Here is a 26,092-nt window from a genome sequence, read left to right on the forward strand (position 1 = left end):
TTGAGTTGAAGTGAAAAGCTGCGTAATTGATGGCTGTGAGAAGTATGATACATGTGAACTTCTGGAAATGGGCGATGATTTGCCTGCTAAGTGCTTCGTTTTCGGCTTTTGCCCAAGACAAGGGACTTGATGTTTCCGGGTCTGTGAAAGAAGGTTGGAAAGGGCTAGAAGGCACGAAACTCACACTTTACAAGAACGGTTCGGTAGATAAATCGTTTACCACATCGGCAAACGGTAAATTCAATTTCTCTTTCGATGTGAACGCAACGTACTTGCTAGATGTGAGTAAACCCGGTTACGTTTCAAAGAAAATAGAGTTCAATACGGAAGTTCCCGCAGGAGAAGCTTTAGGATGGGATTTCGATTTCATCGTAGAGTTGTTTCAAGACCAATCAGGGCTTGATAAGGCCATTTTTTCACATCCAGTAGCAAAGGTCCATTACAGCGATAAGTTCAAGGAGTTCGATTATGACCTTGATTATTCGATGGAATTCCAAAAGCAAGAGGAAGAAGTCTTTAAAGAACTTGAGAAACTCAACGAAGAAAAATTCAAGGAAGAAGAACGCCAACGAAAAGAAGCTGAGAAACTTCAAAAAGAAGAAGCTAAGCGAATAGCAGCTGAGTTGAAAGCCAAGGAAGAAGCAGATAAGGCACAATTAGCAGAGGAAGCGAAAAAGAAATTAGAAGCTGAAGCAGAGGCTGTTCGGTTGGCGAATGAGCAAAAAGCCAAGGCTGAATCTGATCGTTTGGCCAAAGAAGAAGCAGAAAAGGCTCGTGTAGCAGAGGAAGCGAGGAAAAAACTGGAAGCAGAAGCGGAAGCTAAGCGCGTGGCCGATGAACAGAAAGCAAAGGCTGAAGCAGAGCGTTTGGCTAAAGAGGAAGCGGAAAAGGCACGATTAGCCGAAGAAGAAAGAAAGAAGCAAGAAGCAGCTAAAGAAGCCCAGCGTATAGCCGCAGAAGCAAAGGCAAAGGAAGATGCAGAAATCAAGGCAAAAGAGAGCAACTACGCAGCTTTGGTGAAAGATGCGGATAGACTTTTTAGCGATGAAATGTTTTCCGAAGCGAAAGCCAAGTTGGAACAAGCATCTCGGATTTTTCCAGAACGGAAAGAACTGAATACGAGACTTTCTGAAACAGATAAGAAGATTGCACAAGTAAAACTTGAGCAGGAGCAGCAGGAAAAACGTATCGAACAATTCAACCAAATGATGATTCAAGCGGATGAATTGTCTGCGATGGAGAAGTACGAAGCGGCAATCAATCTGTATGAAACGGCAGCTGACGTTAATCCAGATTCAGAAATGCCTGTTTACAAGCTGAACGAATTGAAGTTGAAAGTGGCTGCTCTTGCTAAAGCAGAACAGGAAAAGCGTCAGAATCAAGAGAAATTCGATCAACTGATGAAGAATGCCGCTGAGGCAGAAAAAGCAAGTGATTTCCAAAATGCCCGCAGCATGTATTCTCAAGCGGCCGAATTGCTGCCTCAGAATCCTGAGCCAAACGCAAGAATCAAAGCAATTGATGTGGCTGTTGCAAAGCAGGAAGCAGAAAGACAACAGCAAGAAGCGTTGAATCAGCAATTTGCTGCGCTTGTTTCATCAGGAGATGATCTTGCCAAGTCAGGCGATTTGACTGGAGCAGAGAACAAATTTGCTGAAGCTTCTAAGATCAAGCCTGATGATAAGGATGTAAAGAAGAAATTGAAAGACTTGTCGTCTGCTATCGCGGAGCAAAAGAAACGTGACGAAGAACAAGCTAAGAAGCAACAGAATTTTGCCCAACTGCTGGCGGATGCCAGTGCTATGGAGTCTTCAGGTCAACTTGTTGAGGCCAAAAAGAAGCTTTCAGACGCCCTTACATTGGGAATAGATAATGCTGCAGTTGAAACACGCATTCAATTGGTAAATGAGCGTATTCAGCAAATGGAACAGCAAAAAGCGGCTGAAGCGGCCCAAAAAGCTGCTGCTGAAAAAGCCAAGTTGGATGAAGAGAAACGGCTGGCTGAAGAAGCCAAGAAAGCTGCTGAAGAGGAAGTCAAAAGGCAAGCTGAAATAGCCAAGGCAAAAGCTGAGGAGGAAAAACGTCAGGCAGAAGAATTGGCCAAGCAACAAGCAGAAGCTGCAAAAGTTGAAGCAGAAAGATTAGCTGAAGAAAAACGTAAGGCGGATGAAGCTGCAAAGGCCGCGAAAGAGCAGGAAGAAGCTCGCTTGGCTGAAGAACTTCGAGTGAAGAAAGAAGCAGAAGAAGCTGCTAAAGCAGAGGCGAAACAACAAGCTGAGTTGGCAAAAGCCAAAGCCGAGGAAGAAAAACGTCAGGCAGACGAATTGGCCAAGCAACAGGCAGAGCAAGCAAAAGCCGAATCGCAAAGATTAGCTGAAGAAAAACGTAAGGCAGACGAAGCAGCTAAGGCCGCGAAAGAGCAGGAAGAAGCTCGTTTAGCAGAAGAACTTCGAGCGAAGAAAGAAGCAGAAGAAGTTGCTAAAGCAGAAGCGGAACAACAAGCTGAGTTGGCAAAAGCCAAAGCCGAGGAAGAAAAACGTCAGGCTGATGAAGCTGCTAAGGCTGCGAAAGAGCAGGAAGAAGCTCGCTTGGCAGAAGAACTGCGGTTGAAGAAGGAAGCGGAGAAGTCGACCAAAGCTGAGGCCAAGGCCAAGGCAGAGGAAGAAAAGCGTGTGGCAGAAGAATTGGCCAAGCAACAGGCAGAGCAAGCCAAAGCGGAGTCGGAAAGATCAGCGGAAGAAAAACGAATGGCGGATGAAGCTGCTAAGGCTGCGAAAGCGCAAGAAGATGCACAATTAGAAACAGAACTTCAGGCAAAGAAAGTAGCGGAAGAAGTAGCCAAAGCTGAGGCTAAAGCTAAAGCCGAAGAAGAAAAACGTAAGGCTGAGGAATTGGCCAAACAGGAAGCGGAGCTAGCAAAAGTTCAAGAGGCCAAAGTGGCCGAGGAAAAGCGCCTTGCTGAGGAAGCTTCTAAACTTGCCAAAGAGAAAGAAGAGGCGCAATTGGCTGAAGAGCTCCGAATAAAGAAAGAAGCGGAAGAATTAGCCAAAGCAGAAGCCAAGGCCAAAGCTGAGGAGGAGAAACGTCTTTCACAGCAATCCGAAGAAGAAAAGAAAGAAGAAGCCAGAAAATCTAAGGAAGAACAGGCTCGCTTAGCAGAAGAACAACGTCAGAAAGCCGCTGAAGAAAAAGAGCGAATGCAAGCTGAAGAAGCTCGGATGAAAGCCGAGAAAGAAGCAGAAAAGGCGCGATTAGCTGAATTAGAAAAGCAGCAAAATGAAGAACGCGAAAGACTTGCTGCAGCAGAAAGAGCGGAGATTGAAGAAGCAATAAGAAGTCAAGAGGAGGCCAATCGTTTGGCTGAAGAACAAGCACGAAAACTAGCAGAAGAAGCAAAAGCAAAGGCTGAAGAGGATAGAAGGAAGGCAGAAGAAGCTGCACGATTGAAAGAAGTGCAGAAACAGCAGCAAGCGGATGAAGCAGCACGCTTGGCTAAAGAAGAGGAGGATCGAAGACTTGCTGAAGTTCGTGAGTCTGAGGGCGAAAGAAGAGAAATGCTCAGCGATAAACAAGCTATGGAAGCAGAGGCAAGAAGAGAAGCCGAAGAAGCTGCTCGTGCAAAAGCCGAAGCGGCAAGGCTATTGGAAGCGGAGAAGCAAGCAGCTATCGATGATCAACGTGCTCAGGAGAAAGAACTGGCAGAAGCGAAGCGCTTGGAAGAAGAAGAACGCTTAAGGAAACAACAGGAATCGGAAGCCCAAGAAAGAATGAGAAGGGCCGAAAATGAGCGCCAACGTTTGGCATTCATTCAAGATTCAATCACTCAGGCAGAAGCGGATAAATTAGAGCAAGAAGCGCAGTTGATCCTTGAAAAGGAGATTGCAGCACGAGAAAATCGCATGAAGGCAGAAGTTGAAGCCAAAGTGAAAAAGGAAATGCAGGCTGAGTTTGAAAATGAACTCAAAGAAAAGGAGCTGGCTGAACAGGCTGAGGCTGCTGCGGAAGCTGCCTTTGAACGTGAACAAGAGTTGAAATTGCGCAAGAAGGAAGAGGAGCGTCAGCAAAAGCTTGCAATGATGGAATCGCGCAAGCGCCAAGAGTTGGAAGCTTGGGAAGCCAAAGAATTGGAGTTGGAAAGAAAAAGAGAGGAAGCGGAAATTGCTGCCAGTGCCCGAGAGAAGAAGCTGGAACAAGAACGTGTAGAGAATGAGGCTGAAATGGCTCGAAATGAAGAAGTGGCAAGAATTGCAGCCGAAAGGAATGCGGAACGTGCCGCTGATCTAGAGCAACGCAGGTTAAGAGAAGAACAGGAAAATGAGCGAAGGCTGCAATTAGCCGAAGAGTGGAAGCAGATGCGTGAGGCTGCGGAACAAGAACGAAAGTTGGAACAGCAGCGGTTGGATGCGGAAAAAATTGCCCGTGCCGAGAAAGAGAAAGCGGTGATAGAGAAGGAGCGAATTGAAGCGAAACAACGAAGAGAAGATGAAATTGCCTTAGCAGGTGCAACTGCCAAGGATAGGCAAGAACTGGAAGAGAAAATGCGACTTGAACGCGAAGCAAAACGCAAAGAAGAAGTCGAGCTGAAGGAAGAGAATTTCAGAAGTAAGAAGGAATTTGAGGAGAAGGCAAAAGGGCTTGCTCAATCTGCTGTCGATTCAGAGCGAGATGCATACGAAGCTGAAGTACGCGCAAAATTGAAAGCAGAATATGATGCTAAACGAGCGGAGATTTTAGCAAAGGAGAAGGAAAAGCAGTTAGTAGTAGCAGAAGTAAAGCCAACGCAATATCAAATGGACCTTGCCGATAAGTATCCGATGGGAATCACGGAGGAATCTGAGGTTAAACACAATCGCGAAGTGAAAACGCTAATCGTGAAGCGTAAAGAAGGCGTTGCAAACCAGTACAGTCGCGTAAAATGGAACTGGGGTGGCGTTTACTATTTCAAGAACGAGCAAAGCACCTCAAAAGAGATCTTTGATCAGGAAACGAAGTGGTGATCTACTAATCTAGCGCTACCTTTCGAGTAGCTTGTTCGTAGCCATCGGAAAGTTGTAAAAGGTATATTCCGTTGGATGCGTTCAGATCAAATGTCTTAGTGCTGTTTGATTGAATTGACTCCGTAAAAACCCTTCTTCCTGAAATGTCCAGTATACTAACTGAAAGGGTTCTGTTCAACGGATTTCTAACCGTAAAGATTTTACCATTTTGAGCTGCCACAACTTCGTTTAACGCTGCCTGATTATCGATACCCAGTGCATTTGTTGTCAATTGTAGCATGGTCGTGTCAGCATCGCAGTTTGAAAAAGCAATGTGCGTGACCGTAAACGTTTCGGTCGTTTGATACGCGTGGATTGGATTTTCGTCAGTAGAGGTTTCACCATCACCGAAAGTCCAAAAATGGTCAGTAGCGTTTTCAGAATTGGCAACGAACTGAACTTCAAGTCCACTATTGAAGGCAAAATCTGCATTTGAAACCACGTCTTGATGACCGATGGACCAGTTGCTTAAGCTGTCAAGCACCATATCTGCCGCCAACTGCTGAAGCGTTTCAGCATCTGCCTGACCGATGGATGAATAATACGTGATGCCAACAGGAGATTGCCTGAAAATGGTGGCATAGAAGACGCACGCATTCAGATATGTTCCCCAAGCACTCGGATGACTTCCATCGCCCGAATAAAGTCCGTTCCAGAAGAAATTGTCTGCAACAGACATGGCATGCCATGCTGCACCACACGGTGCAACAGTGCCTCCATTGTTCGCACCCATTTCCAAGTAGCTTTGACGAAGCCTGAAATTCATTCCTTCAAAAGTGCAAAGCGGAGGATAAAACGGACAGTTACTTTGATCACCGTCTTTTCTGCCCCAGGTCATGAAAAAAACGGGCTCTGTACAAGCATCATTCGATCGGATTGAATCGACCAGAATGGCTGCGTACGGATAACAGTCGGAAGCAACTTGAGATGGCGGAAAAGAAGGAATCTGGCTTTGTTCCTGAAGTACGACAAAATCCCAATCTCTACTTGCAATTTTCGCCAACGATGTGGCATTGGTTGAATGACCTTGGAACGTGTAGCCACCCGGAGTGTTCGATTCGTGGTAAATGGTATCGCCACCTGCTAAGGCCAAATTGTACAGCGTTCCAGGAAGATCAGCAGTGAAAGTATAGCTGTTTCCCAAAAACAGGATGGAAGTAGTTTGCGAAAACGTTGAAAGACTCAGGAAGTATAATCCGATGAATAGCAGGTATTTCATATGCTCGTTTATTGGTTGAAAATGAAAGACGAGGTAGTTCAGAAATGGAGGCGTGCCTTAGGAGCTAATGAAAAATCAGCGAAATCAACGTTCAAGTATTTGAAGTAGCCGACAATTCCGATCATCGCTGCATTGTCTGTGCAGTATTCAAACTTGGGGATGTGCGCCTCAATTCCATGTTTTTCTGCAAGCTTCTCAAAGCTGCTTCGCAACTCACTGTTTGCAGAAACGCCCCCAGCTAGCGCAATATGTTTCACGTTGAACTGAAGGATCGCATCACTCAATTTCGACATCAGATAACCGACAAGATGATGCTGATACGAGGCGCAGATGTCATTTAGGTTTTTCACGATGAAATCGGAATCGACTTTCATTTCGTGTTGTAAATGATAGAGAAATGATGTTTTTATTCCACTGAAACTGAAGTCAAAGCCATCAATTTTGGGAGTGGAGTAGCTGAATCTGTTCGGGTTTCCGGTCTTTGCCAACTTGTCTATCATCGGTCCGCCAGGATAACCGAGATTGAGAATTTTCGCTGCCTTGTCGAATGCTTCGCCTGCTGCATCATCAATTGTTTTTCCAACGATGCTCATTTTCAATGGTTCTTCCACCAGCACAATTTGTGTGTGTCCACCGCTAACGGTTAAGCACAGAAATGGAAATTCAGGAGCATTTTTATCATTTTCCTTAATGAAGTGGGCGAGAATATGCGCTTGCATGTGATCAACGCCAATCAGCGGAATTCCCAGCGCGAGCGAAAAAGTTTTGGCAAACGAACCACCAACCAAGAGACTTCCCATCAACCCTGGGCCTTCAGTAAAGGCAATAGCGTTGAGTTCCTCTTTGGTTATTCCTGCTTTTTCAAGTGCTTGATGAACTACTGGAACAATATTTTTCTGATGCTCGCGCGATGCCAGTTCGGGTACAACGCCTCCAAATTCTCGATGAACATCCTGATTAGCTACAATGTTGGAGAGCACTAGATTTCCCCTGAGAACGGCAGCAGAAGTATCATCGCAAGATGATTCGATGGCAAGTATGAGAGGAGAACTTAGCACGGCATTGTTATTGGTTACCTTTGTGGGCAAGGTTTTCAGCGCTCGATGATTTTCAAAAGTATCAAAAAAGCTTTCGCATGGGGTTCAATTCTCATGTTGCTGCTCGTGCTTCTGTTTGGAGGCGGATACTTTGCGTTGCGTAGTCCAAAAGTACAGACGAGAATCACACAGTATATCGCTGAGTATTTGTCGGATGAATTGAAAACCACTGTTTCTGTTCAAGGTGTGGATATTGGGTTTTTCAATCGCATCATTCTGGAAGAGTTGTACGTGCAAGATCTGAAAGGCGACACCTTAGCTTACTTGGACAAACTTCATCTTGGCATCAATTCCATCAGTTTGGATGGGAATGCCGTGCATTTGGGGCGCGTTCGGATTGACGACCTGAAGTTCTATCTCCACAAATATCAAGGAGACGAAAAACTGAATATCCAGTTTCTGCTCGATTATTTTGCGGCACCAAAGGATACCACCAAAGGAAAATCTTGGGATATCCGTTCGGATGAATTGGAGTTGCGAAATGCTTCTTTTCAGCTTCAGAATCACTATGCTGTAGAAACCAAAATTGGTATCGATTACAAAGACCTGGATGTAAGACACATCAATTTACTGCTCACGTCCATTCGCATTGATGCAGATACCATCTTCGGGAATATGGAGCACTTGAATTGCTATGAGAACCGTGGTTTTTTTCTCAAGAATCTGAAAGGAAATGCCAAGGTTAGTCCAGCAGAATTGAAGATTGATGGACTCGTGATTCAAACAGCGACCAGCAATCTCGATCTCGACCTTCATTACACCTATAGCGGATGGGCGGACTATCTTACTTTTATTGATAGTGTCCGAATGGACTACACTATCAATTCGTCTCAGGTCAACTTTGTGGATGTAGCGTTTTTCGCGCCTGCGCTGAATGGATTGAAGGAAAAACTGGATATCTCTGGCCACATTTATGGCCCGGTTTCATCCTTAAATGCCCGTGATCTGAAGATTGCATACGGGAATGTCACTGCGCTTGAAGGTAACATTGACATGGACGGTTTGCCCAATTTCAAAGAAACTTTTCTGTATTTGGATCTGAAGCGTTTTTCCACACGCTACTCAGACCTTATTGCTATTCCCTTGCCACCGTTTGATAGTGGCAAAAGATTGCAACTGCCTAAAAACATTTCCAATTTGGGAAGAATGGATTTCAAGGGAAGTTTTACCGGTTTCGTCAATGACTTTGTGGCCTATGGGAAATTGAACACGGACATAGGCCAGCTACAAACAGATATTCTGTTGAAGCAAGGAGAAACGGCAGACAAATTGGCCTACAGTGGAACGCTTAAATCGGTAGGTTTTGACCTCGGAAAGTTCTTTGAGACGGAAAAACTTGGGAGAGTGACTCTTGATGCAAGCGTTACTGGACACGGTTTGGCAAAAGAAGACATCAACGCCAAGTTGGTCGGCCACATCCAATCGGCTGAGCTGATCAGTTACGATTACAAGAACATTGAAGTGAACGGAACCTTTGCCAAGAGCAAATTTGAGGGCGATCTGAGTATTGTGGAAGATAATCTGGATCTCGTTTTTCAGGGAGCAATTGACCTGAGCCAGCAGCTTCCGCAGTTCGATTTTCACTCCGATATCAATAAGGCCAATCTGTATGAACTGAATATTCTACGAACCCGCGAAAACGCCACGGTAAGTGGAGTTTTAGACGTCAATTTTATTGGTGATGACATCGATAACATACTTGGTAGTATCGAAATTGCCAACGCCACATATCAGCAGGAAGGCGATGAGAAGTATGCCATCAAGTCGTTTGCGCTAGATGTTTCGGAAGTAGGAGAGATCAAGACCTTACAATTGAGGTCTGGCATTGTAGATGCCGATTTCAAAGGGAAATTCAGCTTTAGGAACATTCCAAAAGCGGTAAACAATCTGATGCGAAAGCACTTGCCAAGCTATGCTGGCGAGTTTGCGGTTTTGAAAGCCAACGAAGGTTTGGAATTCGATTTTAACATTGACCTGAACAATACCGAACTGCTCAGTTATTTCTTCGCCAAAGATCTTGTGATCAGTGATAGGTCAAATTTTGTTGGAAGTTATTCATCATCTAGAGACGAGGTGTTTTTGCGTGGAAGGCTAAACGAAGTAAGCTATAAGCAGATCGTGTTGGATAATGTGCAAATAGAGGCGGAAAATCCAGGGAAGGAATTCAGGTTGGGAGTTTATTCTGATAAGGTCAACTTAACGGACAGTATTTATCTGGCCAGTTTTGAGGTTACCTCTTTCACCTTCAACGATAGTTTGGGACTTGTGGTGAAATGGGATAACAAGACCAAGATTGAGAATCAAGCATTCATTCAGGGAGTGGCATCTTTTCCTAAAAATGAGGAGGTTAGTTTTCATCTTGACGATTCTAAAATTACCGTTGCTGGTTTGGATTGGACCGTGCAACCAAACAATCTCTTAGAGATTGATACCACAAGTTTCACCTTCACCAATTTTCAGTTTTTCAATAAGCAACAATCCATTGGATTGAATGGAACGATTTCGAAAGATCCGAAGGCCAAACTCAATGTGAACCTGAAGGATTTTGATCTGGTAAATGTGAATATCGCCACGCAGCGTTCTGGTCTTAGACTTCAAGGTATGATTTCGGGAAATGCACAGGTTTCGGGCATTTACAACGAATTGTTCCTCACCAATCAACTACAGGTTGATTCGTTGGTGCTGAATGAGGTGTTGATCGGAAGTGGCGAACTGAACAACACGTGGATTCCTGCAACGAGAAGCGTACAGGTTTTCGGCCTATTTCAGCGCAACGACATGACGAGCCTAAGTCTCGTGGGAGAATTTCTTCCTGGAAATGATCGTAAGGAGAATTTTAACCTGAAGGCGATGGTTGATCAACTGCCGCTAAGTGTTTTCAATCCTTATATCAAAGTGGTATTAACAGATGTGAAAGGAACAGCCAAGGCTGATCTGAGCTTGAAAGGAACCATTAAAGATCCACGTCTGGCTGGTTCGGTCATTTTGAAAGAAGCCGATATGATGTTCACCTACCTGAATACACGTTTCAGAATATCAGATACCGTAGAAGTAAAACCAGATGGCTTCTACTTCAAAAATCTTGAATTGTTGGATGAACAGGACAACGTTGGAAGTATCAACGGTTGGGTAAAGCACGATGCGTTCAAGAACTTCCGGTTCGATGCAAACCTTGCAGCAAACAATTTCTTGGCGCTTAACACCAATTCAGCCATGAATACGCTGTACTATGGCAAAGCCTATGGTACAGGATCGGTTCACTTTTTCGGTGACCCGAAAAACATGCAACTGGAAGTGGCCATGAAAACCGAGCGCGGCACGCGGTTTTTCATTCCGCTGTTTGGAGCTAAAAATGTCAATGAAAGTGACTTCATCACGTTTGTGAAACCCAAAGACGCAGAAGATGTGATTGAAATTGAGAATGAATTCAAAGTCACTTTCAAGAATCTGACCTTGGATATGGACATAGAGGTAACCTCAGATGCTGAAGTACAATTGATCTTCGATCCACAAGTGGGCGATATCATTAAAGGTAGGGGAGATGGAAACATCATCATGACCTTGGACCGCTCAGGCAACTTCAAAATGTTCGGAGAATACTACATCAAGAAAGGAGAATACCTCTTTACGTTGCAGAATATCGTCAACAAAAAATTCCTTATCCAGCAAGGAGGAACAATTAATTGGAGCGGAGATCCATATAGTGCTCTGGTCAATCTGAAAGCCATTTATGGCGTACGTACTGCCTTATATGATCTAATGTATCCTGACACGGCCAACGGCAATTATAAGAAGCGAATTCAGGTGGATTGTATTCTTAAAATGACGGATAATCTGCTTAGCCCGAACATAACATTCGATATTGACCTGCCGAATTCTGACGACAGGACAATGACCGATGTGAGGAACAAGATCGGTGTTGGCAATGATCAGGAAATGAACCGACAAGTGTTCGGACTATTGGTGCTGAATCGCTTTTTTCCAACAGAAACGCAGAATCAGGCGTTGCAGCAGGCAGGAGGATTTCTCTCGTCAAGTTCTGCCGAAATGATTTCCAATCAGCTCAGTAATTGGCTTTCCAAGATCAGCAACGATTTTGACGTGGGACTCAATTATAGACCGGGAAGTGATATTACTAGCGATGAGTTACAAGCATCGCTCAGCACGCAATTATTCAATAATCGCATTATTGTGGATGGAAACGTGGGTGTGGCCAACACGAAATCCAGTTCCAGTAATATTGTGGGTGATGTGAACATCGAATACAAGATAACAAGCGATGGGCGCTTTCGTGTGCGGGCATTCAACAAGAGCAATGACATCAATACGGTCATCAAATATGCACCATTCACACAGGGTGTCGGTCTTACATATCAGCGTGAGTTCGATCGTTTGGGCGACCTTTTTCGCAGAAGGAAGAAAGAGGACTACGATCCGGTAAACTGACAAGATTCATGTCTTCGGATCACTTTTCTACCATAAGTAGCCGAATGATTATCGTAAATTTCGGTTCATCAGGTTTCTATTCTAACACAAAGAGAAATGAAGAATATTTTAGTTGCAGTGGATTTCAAAGAAGGCGAAAAGCGAGTTATTGATTCGGCTTTTCAATTGGCCAACGCTTTTGGTTCAAAATTGTGGTTAATGCATATCGCAGCGCCAGATCCCGATTTTGTGGGTTATGAAGTTGGTCCTCAATATATCCGAGATAGCCGAGCGGATGAACTGAGAAAAGAACATCGCGTGCTTCAGGAATACACAGAGGAGTTAAGAGTTAAAGGAGTGGTAGCAGAAGGTCTGTTGGTGCAAGGAGCCACGATTGAAATGATCATTGAAGAGTCTCAGAAATTGAATGCAGACCTCATCGTTGCTGGGCATCACAACAACGGGTTTTTTTACAACGCTTTTGTGGGAAGCGTCTCTGCCGACATCATCAAGAAATCGAAAATTCCAGTATTGATCGTCCCTTTGGATTGAACTACTCTCCGAACTTGAGAAGACTAAAAGCACCGCGAGCAATGGCCACCGTGCCTTTTGTCTTTTGATACAGCTTCACATCAGCCTTAATGATGCGTTTACCAACTTTCAGAAGTTCTGCTTCGGCATATAGGTCTTCCTTGATCGCTCCACTTAAGTAATCAATTCTCAGGTCAATTGTGTTCAGTTTGTCGCGTGCATCAGTAAGAACGGTGGAGGCAGCAATTCCTGCAGCAGAATCGGCAATGCTTGCAATGATGCCACCGTGCCAAAGGCCGTGAATGAAATCTCCGATGAACTCATCTTTGAAAGGCACGTGCACCTTTGCAAAGCCTTCCCTAATTTCCATGATCTCGAACCCGAAGATCTTATTGGCAGGCATATTCTGCTCAATGGCCATTTTGATAATGGCCCATTTCTGTTCTTCCGATTCGTAGGTAAGGCTCATTAGTCTTCTTGTCCAGGAATTACTGGCTTAGCGAAGTATATCACCACTTGCTCAACCAAAAGGTACATTACCGGAACAATCACCAACGTCAGGAAGGTAGCGAAGGATAGACCATAAACAACAGTCCATGCCATTGGACCCCAGAATGCCACGTTATCTCCACCGAAATAGATCTGAGGGTCAAGTTCGCTTAAAAGCGTGTAGAAGTTAATATTCATACCCGTTGCAAGTGGGAGCAGACCCAAAACCGTTGTAATGGCCGTAAGCAATACTGGTCGCAAACGTGTTTTTCCACCTTCGATAATGCATTCTACCGCTTCATTCAATGGCAAAACACTTCCTTCTGGCATGCCTAATTCTTCGCGTTTTCTAGCGCGGGTCAGGTCGATGTAGTCGATGAGCACGATGGCGTTGTTTACCACAATTCCCGCCAGCGAAACGATTCCAATTCCAGTCATGATAACCGAAATGGTGTCGCCAAAGGCAATGATTCCCAAGAAAACACCGATGGTGCTGAAAGCGACAGAACCTACGATAATTGCTGGTTTAATTGCTGAGTTGAACTGAGATACGAGAATCAGCACGATCAATGCAATCGCGATCATAAAGGCTTTACCCAAGAAAGCAGCGGCTTTTTCCTGCTCTTCACTTTCTCCTGTAAAACGCAGTGCATAACCTTCAGGCATCGGATATTCTCCAAATTCCTCTTGTATCTGCGCATTGATGTTCGTGGCGTTGTATCCTTCGATCACGTTACTCCAAATGGTAATGGTTCTGTCTTGGTCTCTACGCTTAACAGCACCGTACGAACTAGTGAACGAGATATCTGCAACTGCTGAAATCGGCACTTGCTTGATCTTGCCAGTCGTCATATCGCGGAAGGTGATGCGCTGATTGAGCAACGAGCTCACATCATAGCGGTAGTTGTCTTGCAACTTCAGCATGATCGGATATTCATCCTCACCTTCTTTGTATTTGCTGATCTCCTTTCCGAAAAGTGCTGTTCTCAACGTTCCACCAATTTGAGCTGTGCTCAGTCCGAACATTCGAGCGCGTGCTCGGTCAACGTTCACCATGATCTCAGGCTTGCCTGTTTCGAGGTCGAGTTTAAGACCTTCAACACCTGGAATGTTTTTGGCAGCAATCTCAGCTTTGAGTTTTTCAGCAGTTGCAATAAGCGTTTCAAATTCCTCACCGCTCACCTCAATATTGATCGGTTTTCCAGCTGGAGGACCTTCACGATTCTTTTGAATGTTCATGATGATACCAGCACGTTTGTTAAGGTTTTCGCTCAGTGCTTTCATCACATCAGAGGTCGAAATGCCTTCTCGTTCTTCAAACTCCTTGAATGAAATGGTGATCTTGGCTTTGTTCGGAGTTTCGCCTGCTGGCGGTCCGTCCATAGGGTCGTTAGAACCAGACCCGATATTGGTTACAACCGAATTGACACACACACGATATGGATCGATGATTTCTTGAACTTCTGCTTCTACACCAAGAATGGTTTGATTCGTTTTTTCAATGTCCGTTCCTGGAGCAGCTTCCAAGAAAATGTTCACATATTTCGGGTCGTTTGCTGGGAAAAACTCAACATCCGGACTCATAACTCCTATCAATGCGATGGAAGCAAATAGGAGCACAATCGTGAAGACGAACAAAGCCATTGGTCTCCAGGCGCTCAGCGAGAAGCGCAAGGTTTTCAAATAGGCCTCTTCCAACCAAACGAGGAAACTGTTTTGGAACCACGTGGAAACAGGTCTCAAAATGTACGCGTTGATCACTGTAAGAACCGCCAAAGTGGCAAAGATCGTTCCCATGCTGAACATGTCTCCAACGTAAAATAGAACGCTCAAAATTGCCTCAACCGCTACCGTGATGATCAGCGATTTCAGATTGACACCTTTGTTTTCTTCACGCTTCATGAATAGCGCGGCTAAAACTGGGTTTACAACCAGACCAACGAAAAGGGAAGAACCAAGAACCACGATCAGCGTGATTGGAAGGAACTTCATGAACTCACCCATGATGCTGTCCCAGAATAGGAGAGGAGCAAAGGCTGCAAGCGTAGTTGCTGTTGATGAAATGATCGGAACAGCAATCTCTCCAACTCCATATTTGGCAGCGTCTGTTTTTGACATGCCTTCGGAGTAAAGTCTGTAGATGTTCTCGATGGTCACGATGCCGTTATCCACCAACATTCCTAAAGCAAGAATCAACGCAAAAAGTACCATCATATTGATGGTGATCCCCATGGATCCGAGGATCATGAAACTCATTAGCATGGAAAGTGGAATGGCAATTCCAACGAAAAGTGCATTTCGCAATCCGAGGAAGAAAAGCAATACGATTACTACTAGAATTACTCCAGAGTAGATGCTGTTCTCCAAGTTCAACAATTGTCCTCGAACCTGATTACTCTGGTCGTTTGTAATGGTGATCTTCAGATCAGAAGGAAAACGGTTGGCCTTTGCTTCTTCCAAAATGGCAAACACCTGATCGGTAGCGTTCAGCAGGTTTTCGCCCGATTTCTTCACGATATCCAACGACACAACTGGATTTCCGTCCAAACGAGCGTAGCTTTCACGCTCTTTATAGCCGTCTTCTACGGTAGCAATGTCGCGGAGGTAAATGATGTTTCCGAACTCAGCCTTCACAATGGTGTTGGCAATCTGGTCCATGTTGGTGTATTCGCCAGAAACACGGATTGTTCTGCGTGTTTGATCCATTAGGATGTCGCCACCAGAAACGCTCATGTTCTCATAACCGATGGCGCTTTCAATATCGTTGAAACTCACTTCAACGGCTTCCATCTTATTCACATCCACATTGATGTTGATCTCACGCTCCAAGGCACCACGCAGGTCAACAGAAGAAACTTCCGCAATCACTTCCATTTTATCTTGAAGTAATTCTGCGTAATCTTTCAGGTCATCCACGCTGTAATCTCCCGAAAGGTTGATGTTCATGACGGGCATTTCCGACATGTTCACATCCATCACCATCGGTTCCATATCGAGGTCGGTAGGGAGGTCGCTCTTGGCTTTATCCACGGCATCTTTCACATCAGAAAGCGCTTCTTCAACAGGAACATCTGTGTTGAATTCGACAATGATGATGGAGTTATCCTGCACCGAAGTGGAGGTCATCTCATTGATGCCTTTCAGCGGTTTGATCTCTTTCTCAATCTGACGCGTGATCAGATTTTCGATGTCAATTGGCGAGTTTCCCGGATAAACGGTTCGTACGTAGATCTGTGGCATTACCACCTCTGGAAATAATTCCTTTGGCATGGTGGAGTAGGCCAAGATGCCACCACACACGATCAGGAACGTGAGGATGAGGACACTGGTACTGTTTCTAAGTGAAAGAGACGACAGGCCGTACTCCTTCAACATTCCTTTTTTCTCTGTTGTTTCAGTGCTCATAAACGATGGTGTTTACAAATTGCTTTTAGCTTATCCTTCAATTCTTACAAGGTCGCCATTAGCTACCTCGTTGTATCCTTCAACAACTACACGGTCACCGCTCATAAGACCTTCCGTAACACGCGTCTTTCCGTCACTTGTGCGGCCAGTTTGAACGTATTTTTTCACGGCCTTGGTTTTTCCGTCTTCTTCAACGATCACGAAAAGGAAAGCACCTTTGGCATCTTTACCAATGCTAATGGCAGGAACAACCAATGCATCCTTCACCTCAAAATCCTTTATTCTTAGTGTGGCAACTCCATTCGGTTTCAGTGCTCCTGTCGAATTAGGAACGCGCACTTCTACGCTGAATGTTCTGTTAGATGGATTGATGATGTTGCTTACCTGACGGATGGTAGCGCTTGTAGTGATTCCGAATGAAGGGAAATCGACATCCACATGGGCGTTTTCCTTCACTGATTGCACGTAGTTCTCGGAAACATCTGCCTTTACCTTCATTTCGCTCATGTTCACCAATGTGAGCATTGGTAGGCCAGGAGCAGCCAATTCGCCTTCTTTCTGATAGATGCGGTCTACAACACCAGCAAATGGAGCTTTTACGGTGCTCATGGCCATTTGGGCTACGAGCGTTTCTCGTTTTTTCTGGGCACTTTCTAAGCGGTTTTTAGCTTCCAGGTATTGAATCTCAGAACCGATCTTCTGTTCCCACAAACGTGCTTGTCTGTCGAAGACTGTCTGTGCCAATTCAATCCCATTGTCAATTTCCTGCAAACTGGTCTGGAATACACTCACGTTCAGCGTGGCAAGCGTTGCTCCAGCAGTCACTCTGTCTCCTTCTTTTACAAGGATCTGCTTGATCTGTCCGCCTTGCTCTGGGCTGATGTTGGCCTGCTCTACAGCTTCCAAACTTCCATTTACTTCAAAGTGATGCTCAAATTCTTCTGGCGATACTTTTTTCACCTCAACCAGAATTCCCACCTCTTTTTTCTCTCCAAAAGTTGGGTCTTCAGCCAGAAGGTCTTGTTCCATCTTGTTCACTTCATTCTGAAGCTTTGCCAGCTCCACTTTCTTGGCTTCAAGCGCAGCTTTTTTCTCTTCGAGGGTTTTTTCTCCTCCGCAAGAGGCAAGTCCTAAAAGCACGGCAAGTATTAAAATGTTTGTTCTCATAGTGATGATGGCGTTTCTATCAGTTGTTTTCTAAAGCTTTGTATAGTTCAAGTTTGGCATCCATGGCCGAGAATAAGGTATTAATGTAATCGGCCTGAGCCTGCACCAGTTGATTCTCTACAGTTGTCAATTCCATGCTAGTGGCCATTCCTTCTTTATAACGGAAAAGGGTTTTTTCCTTGATTCGGGTGGCCAGGTCAATGTTCTTTTCGCTCGTTTCGAGTTGTTCTAAGGCAGATACAAAACCATCTCTAGCTGTAATTGCTTGCAGCGTGAGTGCTTGTTCCATGTCGGCCAATTTGTTCTTGATCTTCTGTTGTTCCAATTTGGCCTTGTTGATGCTGGAAAGACCACCAAGGTTGTCCCAGATAGGCACACTCAGTTTTACTCCCCAAAGCGTTTGCGGATACCATGATTTGCTTCCGTCAAAGAAGTCGAATTGGTTTCTGAATGCCTGATACTTGTAATCGAAGAATGCGTTCAGTTTTGGATAGTATTTGGCTTCTTCCAGTTTTACCAGATACCCGTGCATCACCACATCCTGCTTTATCAGATTGTAGGCAAGGTTTTCATCCAACTTCAGTTCTTGAGAAAGCAGCGATTCACTTGATTGCAATGTCCAAAGTGTTTCGAGGTCGTCCTTAAGTATGATCGGAGTCTTAACTGGCATACCCATCTGGTACTTAAGAAGATTGAGCGTTGCTTCGTGCTGACGTTTGGCCATTTGCTCGCGGTTTTTCAGCGTGTTCATCAGAAGGTCCAATTGCTCCACGTCCATTTCTTCTGCAAAACCTGCTTTATACAATTCCTTGGTTTCAGCCACTGTTTTTTCCGTGTTGGCGATATTCACTCCCAGAAGACGAACATTTTCTTTGGCTATTTGAGACGTGTAGTATGATTCGGCAATGATCGTCTCAATTTCGTTCTGGGTCATTTTGGCCATATCGCGGCTCATTTTCTGATAACCCTTGGCGCCTTTTACACCAATGATGTAATAGCCATCAAAAAGTTGAAGCCCAACCGTAAGACCTGCATCCATCGTATACTTCTGTCCGAACTGGGCAGCAATTGGAGGAGTTCCTGCAGGTGCACCGAAAGCTTCGGCCGGAATGATGCTGGTAGGCAGGTCAATGAAATTGGTGAAGTTGGCTGTACCGTTCACAATGGGCAGTCCTTTAGATGCTTGAATCCAAACATCCTTATCGGCCTGACTGATGTCAATTTCAGCGGTCTTCGCCTTCTGACTATTCTGTTGTGCAAAATGAATGGCTTCTCGCACGCCCAATTCCATTACGGTTCCATCCTCCTGAGCCCAGGAAAGGTTGTAGCTGAAAAGAAGGCAAACTGGTATGAGTAGATTTCTCATCAATTAGAAAATAGGATTCTGTGTGTCTAATGTTTTGAATTTGTCTTTCAGGTATTCAATGCCTTTTTCGCTGGCAATGCCACGAATGTGGTAGCGAATGGCTTCGAAATACACTTCTGTAGGACTGTATTTGGATGCAGGAAATAACTTTTGATCGAAGATGATGTCCATTCGACCGATGTAAATTCCTGTAACGATCGGAATGTTGATGTTATCGCGGTAAAGCCCTTGCTCAATGCCATCCTTGATGTTTCGAGCCACGCAACCTTGAATATCCTTCACTTTGTATTCTTGAAAGATCTTGAATGCTTTTGGGTAGTACTTCTCAAGGTCGTACAAGATAGAAGGATGCATTTGCTTCAAATGCTCGCTTACTCGTTGCGCGATCATGAACATTTCTTCAATGGCATTCTCGCTTTCTTCGTGTACGAGATTCAGCGCGCACACATCTTGATCTATGTAATACTGAATGGTTCTGCTCACCAATTCAGCTTTATCTGCAACTACCTGATAAAGCGTTTTTTTGGAAATGCCCATGTGCCGCGCCAGGTCGTCCATTGTCAGACTCTTCACACCATATTGGGTGAAAAGGGCAATGGCCTGATCGATGATATTTTGAGCTTTCTCTTCCAAATCGGCTGCAAATGTAACGCATTAAAAACCATGGAAACGAAATGAATGTTAAAAGTTTCCAAAGTTTTTGATATTGCAACATTATCGATGATCTATCGAATGGTTTGTGCTTGAAAGAGGTAATACTCCTTCAGTGGAACATCGTTAAACGGCCCGAATAATTAATGCGAGATCAGCAGGAAATGAAGAGTAAGATTACCCTTGAACTTCAAAAATGGTCAATCGTTCAGCCTGAGACGGAACCCAACGCCATGAACATTTTCAATGATAATCTTTGGGTCTTCTTTCAGGTACTTTCTCAGTTTTGAAATGAACACATCCAAACTTCTACCCGTAAAATAGTCGGTGTTGCCCCAAACGGTGCTAAGGATCAGGTCTCGTTTTACGGTTTCGTTGATGTTCTGGCAAAGCAATTTCAATACATCCGATTCCTTTTGCGTCAGTTGCCGTTCATCTCCTGAATGGGTAAGTGTATAATTGTTCGGATTGAAATTGAAGGCTCCGACCACAAATTCGTTCTTCACCGTACTCGTAACATCAGGATAACATCTACTTAGTACTGCTTTCAGTCGCAGCACAAATTCCTGATTGCTGAAGGGTTTGGTCACGTAATCATCTGCACCTGCCTTGAAGCCTTTAATACGGTCAGATTCCATTCCTCTGGCGGTCAGAAACACAATAGGTGCTTGTGGATTCTTCTGTTTCAATTCTTCGCCCAAGGTGTATCCATCCTTTTTGGGCAACATGATGTCGAGAATAGAGATATGCGGTTCGAATTCATGGAACATCTTGGCGCCCATTTCGCCATCCTTGGCCCATCTAACGGTGTATCCTTCCATTTCCAGAAGGTCATTGATCACAAAACCAAGGTTTGCATCATCCTCAACCAACAGAATTCTAAATGCTTGTGTTTTATTCATTTCAAATACGGTAGAAAGATTTTGAAGGTGCTTCCACTTGAGTCGCTGGTCACATCCACCGTTCCGTTGTGCGCCTGTACCAACGATTTTACGTAGTACAGTCCAAGGCCAAAGCCTTTCACGTTATGGATGTTTCCGGTTGGCACACGATAGAATTTTTCGAAAACCTGCTTTTTCTGAACGGTATCAATGCCAATTCCGTTGTCTTTTATGAAAATACTGATGCCATTCTTAGTGTCGGATGTGGAGATGAGGATGCGTGGTTCTACAAGACAATACTTGATGGCATTATCCAATAGGTTGCGGATGATATTGGTGAAGTGCAGTTCATCCACTTTCAGTTGTGGTTGTTGTGCCTTGAGGTCGAATTCGATGATCCCGTTTCGTTCGTCCATCTGGATCTGAACGCTGGCAGCCGCTTTTTCTATCAATTCGTGAATGTTGGATGAGACCAGATTCAGGTCAATTTCGTTCTTCTCAAATTGCGCCATTTCAAGCACTTTCTCCACTTGTAGTTTCAATCGATTGCTTTCCTCTGCAATCATTTGATAATAGCGGGCACGTTTTACCTTATCATCGTCCAGATTTCCAGCTTTCAGCATTTCTGCCGAAGCGCTTATGGTAGAAATAGGCGTTTTGAACTCGTGGGTCATATTATTGATGAAATCGTTTTTGATCTCGGACAATTTCTTCTGTTTTAGAATGACCCAAAGCGTGTATGCAAAGAAGACAATGACCACCAATAGAATACCCGAACTGAAGAGCCAAATGCTCATCTGACTGATGAGGTAACTGTCTTTCTCCGGAAAATAGATGGCGAAATAATGACTGTCGCGTTCCCATTTAGGAAGGTCGGGTGGTGCTGATGGTTCTGTGGGCTCTTCTGATAATGTGACCATGCCACCGTAAACCAAGCTGTCGGTAAAGCAATCGTAAATGCTGTATTCAAAATTGATGTCGATGTTCCTGCTTCGGAATGCATCGTCCAACAGACGTTCGAGCAGATACGGATGCAGGGTATCGTTGGTGCTAACGATGAAGTAATTGGAGGAAATTTGGCTTACGGGCGGCACATCGGAAGAATCCTTGTTAAGGATCATGATCTCCTTGGCCACCGACCGCAAGGCAATATTCACTCGATCGTTGAATTCGCGCTCTCGCAGATCGAATGCCTTGTTCATCCAGAAAAGCTGCGTGGCAAACAGTCCGATGATGGAAATGGTTGCTAGCGCGATTACGATTCTGATGGTCTGTCTTGTCATTGCATGCGAAGTTAGGGTAGTTCCACATTTCATCCTTGATGAAATGCGTTTTCTTATCCAAGCCAGAAGTTCAGATAACCAGCTCAGATAAATTTTGGCACGGCTGTTGGAAATGCCTAACCGAACGTTAAAAATCTACATCATGAAAAAGTCAATGTTAATGCTCGTATTAGGATTATGTGGTTCAGTTGCTTTTGCACAACAGGCAGATGCAGGCCAGCCAAACGGACAAGGTAAAATGATTGCCACCAAAGGAGGGAAGCAAGCTCACGAATTAGTTGTTTTTCGCGCTGTGGCAGAAACAACGAATGCTGCGGCCACGGAGAGCAACAAACCGATGATGAAGGCTGTGAGTAAGGACTCGAACTCGGCCGTTCAGCCTAAAACGAAAGAAAAATAGTGGCGAATGCCAAAACGAAAAAGGGACGGTTCATGTGAGCCGTCCCTTTTTTTGTTTGATACAATGCTGTTAATCGGTCAGCAGTACACTTACCGTATCTGGTTTGAAACGACCGGTAATGACACCGCTGCTGCTGGTTCCTTCCAATAGTGGCGGACTGTATCTTCTGTTCAATACAAGGCTAACGATGCCTGAATCCACCTGGCTGAGTTTCACCGAATCGAGCACAATAAGTATGGCGCCAATCGAATCGGTAGAGAAGATGCGTGCATCCGTATTGCCAACACCATCAACGGTAATGGCCATGCTTTCGTTGGTATCCAAAGCGGCCCCATCCCAAAAGAAATAGGAAGCCGTATCTCCGAAATGCAGGTCTGAGAGCACAGATGGGAATTGCACTTCGTGTATGTCGATGGAATTGGTGAAGGATTTTCCGTCCAGATCTACCCAACGGAATTCGGCCGAACTTTTCAGGCCATCAAACACATTCTGATAATAACCCTCATCAGCAATCCATTCCATCTCGGCACCATCTACCAATACGGTACTTGGGTCTGAAAGCATGAGTCGTGTGCCCGTAATGCTGTTGAATCGGAAGGTAGCCGTGGCGTAGGTTTTATCTACGCTGCCATCGTAATACAATTCAAAGTAGGTCCAGATCTTGTCTTGATCAATGTTCTTTGATACCTCTTTCTTACAAGCAGAAAATCCTGCGGCAAGAACTACGAAAAGAAATAGTGCTTTTTTCAATTTTATACTTCTATTTTCTGTAACCAACATGCTTTATGCTGGTTCAGCTATGGTTTTAAGGTGAATGCAAAGTTGTAATTTTTTACTTGGAAGCAGAACATCGAATCTCCTTACGCTTTAAAAGAGGTGGTCGGTAGCGGCACCATCTTTTGTATTCTACTATACAATCAGAGATAAATTAGTTCCCTGCCTTTTGATGCGGTTGATCGGAAATGCTACATTGAGCCACTTTTTAGGGATTCTCCAAACCAAATTTGACCAAATGAAACACATTTTACGATCAAGCACTTTGCTCGTTACCCTTGTCGCTGTTGCCAGTTCGGTAAACGCGCAGATTTCCTTTACCAATCGCACATCTGAACTAAGTGACCCGACACATTATAGTGGCGTGGCCGTTACCGTGAATGATGTGAACAATGATGGTCTTGATGACATCGTTATTTTGGATAACGCACGTGACCTGAAAATTGAATTCCAGAAGATGGATGGCGTTTGGGTCGGTCTTGATGCAGGCGTGGAAATGGACGCGGGAGATGCTTGGGGTATGGCCGTAGGCGATGCGACCAACAACGGACACAGCGATGTTTTCTCTGGTCTTTTTGGAGGATTGCCTGATTATGCCAAAGCCAATGCAAATGGAAGTGCTTATACCGTTTCTGAACTTCCAACCTACGGTTTGGCCACTCAGTGTGTGAACTTGGCCGATATGGATGCGGATGGTGACCTCGATTTCTTCTCTTGTGGAGACACTGGCCCAAGTGGTATTTGGGAAAATGACGGATCGGGAAACTTCAGCTATTCAGGAGACAATATCATCCCAATGACACCTTCCTATAATTGGAATGTGGGAAACGATGCTGGTTCAGGAAACTACGGCTCCACCTTTACGGATTATGACCTTGATGGTGACCTTGACCTTTACATCACACATTGCCGACAAGGGGTAAGTGGTAATTCAGACCCACGTAGAATTAACCAGATGTTCGTCAACGATGGCAATGGCAATTACGCAGAGGATTTTACGAATGTCAATCAATTGAGAATCGGTGCCCAATCTTGGTCAACCGACTTTCAGGATTTTGATAACGATGGCGATTTCGATGCATTCCTTACCAACCACGATGTGAATAACATGCTTTTGGAAAATATCAATGGCGTATTTACAGATATTTTCACTGGTAGTGGATTAGATATGTCGGTTGGAACGCCTATTCAAGGACTGATGCGCGATTTCAACAACGATATGTATGTGGATGTGCTTGTAACAGGTTCAGACAACTCAGAAACCTATGCCTTGTATCTGAACAATGGCGACAAGACCTTTACCAAGGTACCAGGCGCATTTGGCAGCTCTGGATTGTATAGCCCAGCCATTGGCGATCTGAATCACGATGGATTCCTAGATGTATACGGAAGCTATGCAACGCTTTATACCAATCCTTCTTCTACACCCGATGCCGTTTGGATCAATGATGGAAACGACAACAACTGGTTGGCAGTAGACCTACAGGGAACGATTTCTAACAGTAGCGCTGTAGGTTCTGTGGTTAGAATGTACGGACCATGGGGCGTGCAGGTAAGAGAAGTTCGGTCTGGCGAAAGCTATGGAATCTGCAACTCACTCATCTCTTATTTCGGTCTAGCAGAGAACACGGAGATCGATAGCGTGGTGGTCGATTGGCCATCTTCTGGCATCCACCAAGTGGTAGTAAATCCAGCTCCTAATCAGTATCTCACCATTATCGAAAACCAGTGCGTGGCACCACAGGCCTTCATTACCTCCAATGGTCCTACCGTGCTATGCCAAGGCCAAAGCCTTGACCTGATGGCAACTGCTGGAAATGGCTACACTTACGAATGGTCTACAGGCGCTCAGACCTCACAGATTTCCATCACTACCACTGGTACGTACATGGTACGTATAACCGATACGAATGGCGGAGCGGGTTGTTCTGCGGTATCAGCCGCGCTGCAAGTAGAAGTGGCACCAGACGAGACGCCTTCTGTAAGTGTGCTTGGCGACCTTACTTTTTGCGAAGGAGGAAGTGTAACGCTCGTATCGTCTGATGCAGCCGCCTATTCATGGTCAAACAATTTGGGTTCTACCCAAAGTGTGGAGGTAACACAGGATGGTAGCTATGCGGTGACCATCACGGGTGCTTGCGATGATTTCACTTCGCAGACAATCACCGTAGATGTGCTTGAAGCACCAGCACCAACAGCCACCGATGTTCAAATTCCAACTGCTGGTACTGTTGATCTGACAGCAACAGGACTTGGTACTGATATCAATTGGTACGATCAGGCGCAGGGCGGTGTAGCCATTGGCACAGGAACCACGTTCACCACACCAACGGTGAGCAGCAGTCCAACATCCTTTTGGGTAGAAGAGGTGCATACTTACGGAGGACTTATCTCTTATGGTGCTAAAACAGACAACACGATTGCTGGCGGACAATATCATACATCAACCGGATTCTATCTGCTGTTTGATGTACTGGAGGATATGACCCTAAAATCGGTGAAAGTATATGCTCAAGGAGCTGGTAACAGAACGGTTTTCATAGAAGACAGCAACGGAAATACTGTTCAGTCTGAAGTAATTAATATTCCTGATGGCGAATCGCGTATCAATTTCACCGATTGGACATTGACTCCGGGTGCTGGTTACCGTTTCCGTGTGCTAGAAGCCAACCACGGTCTTTGGAGAGATAATAGCGGTGCGCAGGTCAGTTTCCCATATAACATCGGAGGACTTGTAAGCGTTACCGGAGCAAACACACAGACTCCAACCTTTTACTACTATTACTACGATTGGGAAGTGGAAGCTGCTTCTTTTCAATGTGTGAGCAGCAGAACAGAGGTAGTGGTTACCATTGGTACCGTTGGAGTGGAAGAAGGAGAATTGGCAGAGGTAGAGCTCTATCCGAATCCAGCATCGAACTATGTAACCGTTAAAGTTCCTGTAGAGATAAAAGGAACCGTCAGCCTTACATTGATGGATGTTGCCGGTAATGTTGTCAGAAACCAAAGCATCGGTTCTGGAACAAGCAATGTTGATCTATCCACTATTTCAAGTGGGGTATATCTGCTTCAATTGAATAGCAACCAAGGTATCTTCTTTCGCAGATTGATTGTTGATTGATGCATAGGTTATCATATCAAAAAGCCCCGTTCCACAAGTGAAACGGGGCTTTTTGATTTAAGGATAGGTCGGAGGAGAGAGGTTAAAGGTTAGAGCTTAGAGACAAGAGACAAGAGATAGGAGACAAGAGATAGGAGATAGGAGACAAGAGATAGGAGATAGGAGACAAGAGATAGGAGATAGGAGACAAGAGATAGGAGATAGGAGACAAGAGATAGGAGATAGGAGACAAGAGATAGGAGATAGG

At 44.8% G+C, this 26,092-nt stretch carries 15 protein-coding genes; 5 read left to right on the plus strand and 10 right to left on the minus strand.

Annotation, left to right across the window (positions count from 1 at the left end; translation table 11 throughout):
* The first annotated feature begins 35 nt into the window (after nt 1–35).
* Complete coding sequence (locus tag K9J17_14865; protein MCF8278013.1) at nt 36–4,997, plus strand: hypothetical protein; 4,962 nt, start codon at nt 36–38, stop codon at nt 4,995–4,997.
* A gap of 4 nt (nt 4,998–5,001) precedes the next feature.
* On the opposite strand, the gene K9J17_14870 is transcribed toward K9J17_14865, so the two are convergent.
* On the minus strand, nt 5,002–6,255 hold the full coding sequence (locus tag K9J17_14870) for a T9SS type A sorting domain-containing protein (protein MCF8278014.1): 1,254 nt from the start codon (nt 6,253–6,255) through the stop codon (nt 5,002–5,004).
* A gap of 38 nt (nt 6,256–6,293) precedes the next feature.
* Nucleotides 6,294–7,313, minus strand: coding sequence for a tRNA (adenosine(37)-N6)-threonylcarbamoyltransferase complex transferase subunit TsaD (tsaD, locus tag K9J17_14875; GenBank protein MCF8278015.1), 1,020 nt, complete (start codon nt 7,311–7,313; stop codon nt 6,294–6,296).
* 45 nt (nt 7,314–7,358) lie between these two features.
* Here tsaD and K9J17_14880 point away from each other — a divergent pair, with 45 nt between their 5' ends.
* Nucleotides 7,359–11,798: a translocation/assembly module TamB gene (locus K9J17_14880; GenBank protein ID MCF8278016.1), complete on the plus strand. Its 4,440-nt coding sequence runs from the start codon at nt 7,359–7,361 to the stop codon at nt 11,796–11,798.
* A gap of 96 nt (nt 11,799–11,894) precedes the next feature.
* Nucleotides 11,895–12,329 carry a universal stress protein gene (locus K9J17_14885; protein MCF8278017.1) on the plus strand — a complete coding sequence of 145 codons (435 nt, stop codon included), beginning with the start codon at nt 11,895–11,897 and terminating at the stop codon, nt 12,327–12,329.
* Nucleotide 12,330: 1 nt separating this feature from the next.
* Here the strand turns inward: K9J17_14885 and K9J17_14890 are convergent, their stop codons facing one another.
* The 7 genes from K9J17_14890 to K9J17_14920 all read right to left on the minus strand — a co-directional run bounded on the left by K9J17_14890 (nt 12,331) and on the right by K9J17_14920 (nt 21,550).
* Entirely contained in the window at nt 12,331–12,777 is a 447-nt protein-coding gene (locus tag K9J17_14890; protein MCF8278018.1) for a PaaI family thioesterase, read from the minus strand.
* Complete coding sequence (locus K9J17_14895; protein MCF8278019.1) at nt 12,777–16,172, minus strand: efflux RND transporter permease subunit; 3,396 nt, start codon at nt 16,170–16,172, stop codon at nt 12,777–12,779. Before K9J17_14895 ends, K9J17_14890 begins: the two co-directional genes overlap by 1 nt.
* A gap of 60 nt (nt 16,173–16,232) precedes the next feature.
* Nucleotides 16,233–17,369 (minus strand): efflux RND transporter periplasmic adaptor subunit, encoded by a 1,137-nt coding sequence (locus tag K9J17_14900; protein ID MCF8278020.1) that lies wholly within the window; start codon nt 17,367–17,369, stop codon nt 16,233–16,235.
* Nucleotides 17,370–17,388: 19 nt separating this feature from the next.
* Nucleotides 17,389–18,735, minus strand: coding sequence for a TolC family protein (locus K9J17_14905; protein MCF8278021.1), 1,347 nt, complete (start codon nt 18,733–18,735; stop codon nt 17,389–17,391).
* A 3-nt stretch (nt 18,736–18,738) separates the two neighbouring features.
* Complete coding sequence (locus K9J17_14910; protein MCF8278022.1) at nt 18,739–19,368, minus strand: TetR/AcrR family transcriptional regulator; 630 nt, start codon at nt 19,366–19,368, stop codon at nt 18,739–18,741.
* Nucleotides 19,369–19,586: 218 nt separating this feature from the next.
* On the minus strand, nt 19,587–20,288 hold the full coding sequence (locus tag K9J17_14915; protein MCF8278023.1) for a response regulator transcription factor: 702 nt from the start codon (nt 20,286–20,288) through the stop codon (nt 19,587–19,589).
* Nucleotides 20,285–21,550, minus strand: a complete 1,266-nt coding sequence (locus K9J17_14920; protein ID MCF8278024.1) for a HAMP domain-containing histidine kinase — start codon at nt 21,548–21,550, stop codon at nt 20,285–20,287. Before K9J17_14920 ends, K9J17_14915 begins: the two co-directional genes overlap by 4 nt.
* Before the next feature lie 142 nt (nt 21,551–21,692).
* Between K9J17_14920 and K9J17_14925 the strand changes: the two genes are divergently transcribed.
* On the plus strand, nt 21,693–21,950 hold the full coding sequence (locus K9J17_14925; protein ID MCF8278025.1) for a hypothetical protein: 258 nt from the start codon (nt 21,693–21,695) through the stop codon (nt 21,948–21,950).
* Between the two features lie 69 nt (nt 21,951–22,019).
* Here the strand turns inward: K9J17_14925 and K9J17_14930 are convergent, their stop codons facing one another.
* Nucleotides 22,020–22,700, minus strand: a complete 681-nt coding sequence (locus K9J17_14930; protein ID MCF8278026.1) for a hypothetical protein — start codon at nt 22,698–22,700, stop codon at nt 22,020–22,022.
* Between the two features lie 262 nt (nt 22,701–22,962).
* On the opposite strand from K9J17_14930, the gene K9J17_14935 reads away from it, so the two are divergent.
* Nucleotides 22,963–25,845: an FG-GAP-like repeat-containing protein gene (locus K9J17_14935; protein ID MCF8278027.1), complete on the plus strand. Its 2,883-nt coding sequence runs from the start codon at nt 22,963–22,965 to the stop codon at nt 25,843–25,845.
* Nucleotides 25,846–26,092: the final 247 nt, after the last annotated feature.

The sequence above is a fragment of the Flavobacteriales bacterium genome (assembly GCA_021739695.1).
In the GTDB taxonomy this organism is placed as follows: domain Bacteria; phylum Bacteroidota; class Bacteroidia; order UBA10329; family UBA10329; genus UBA10329.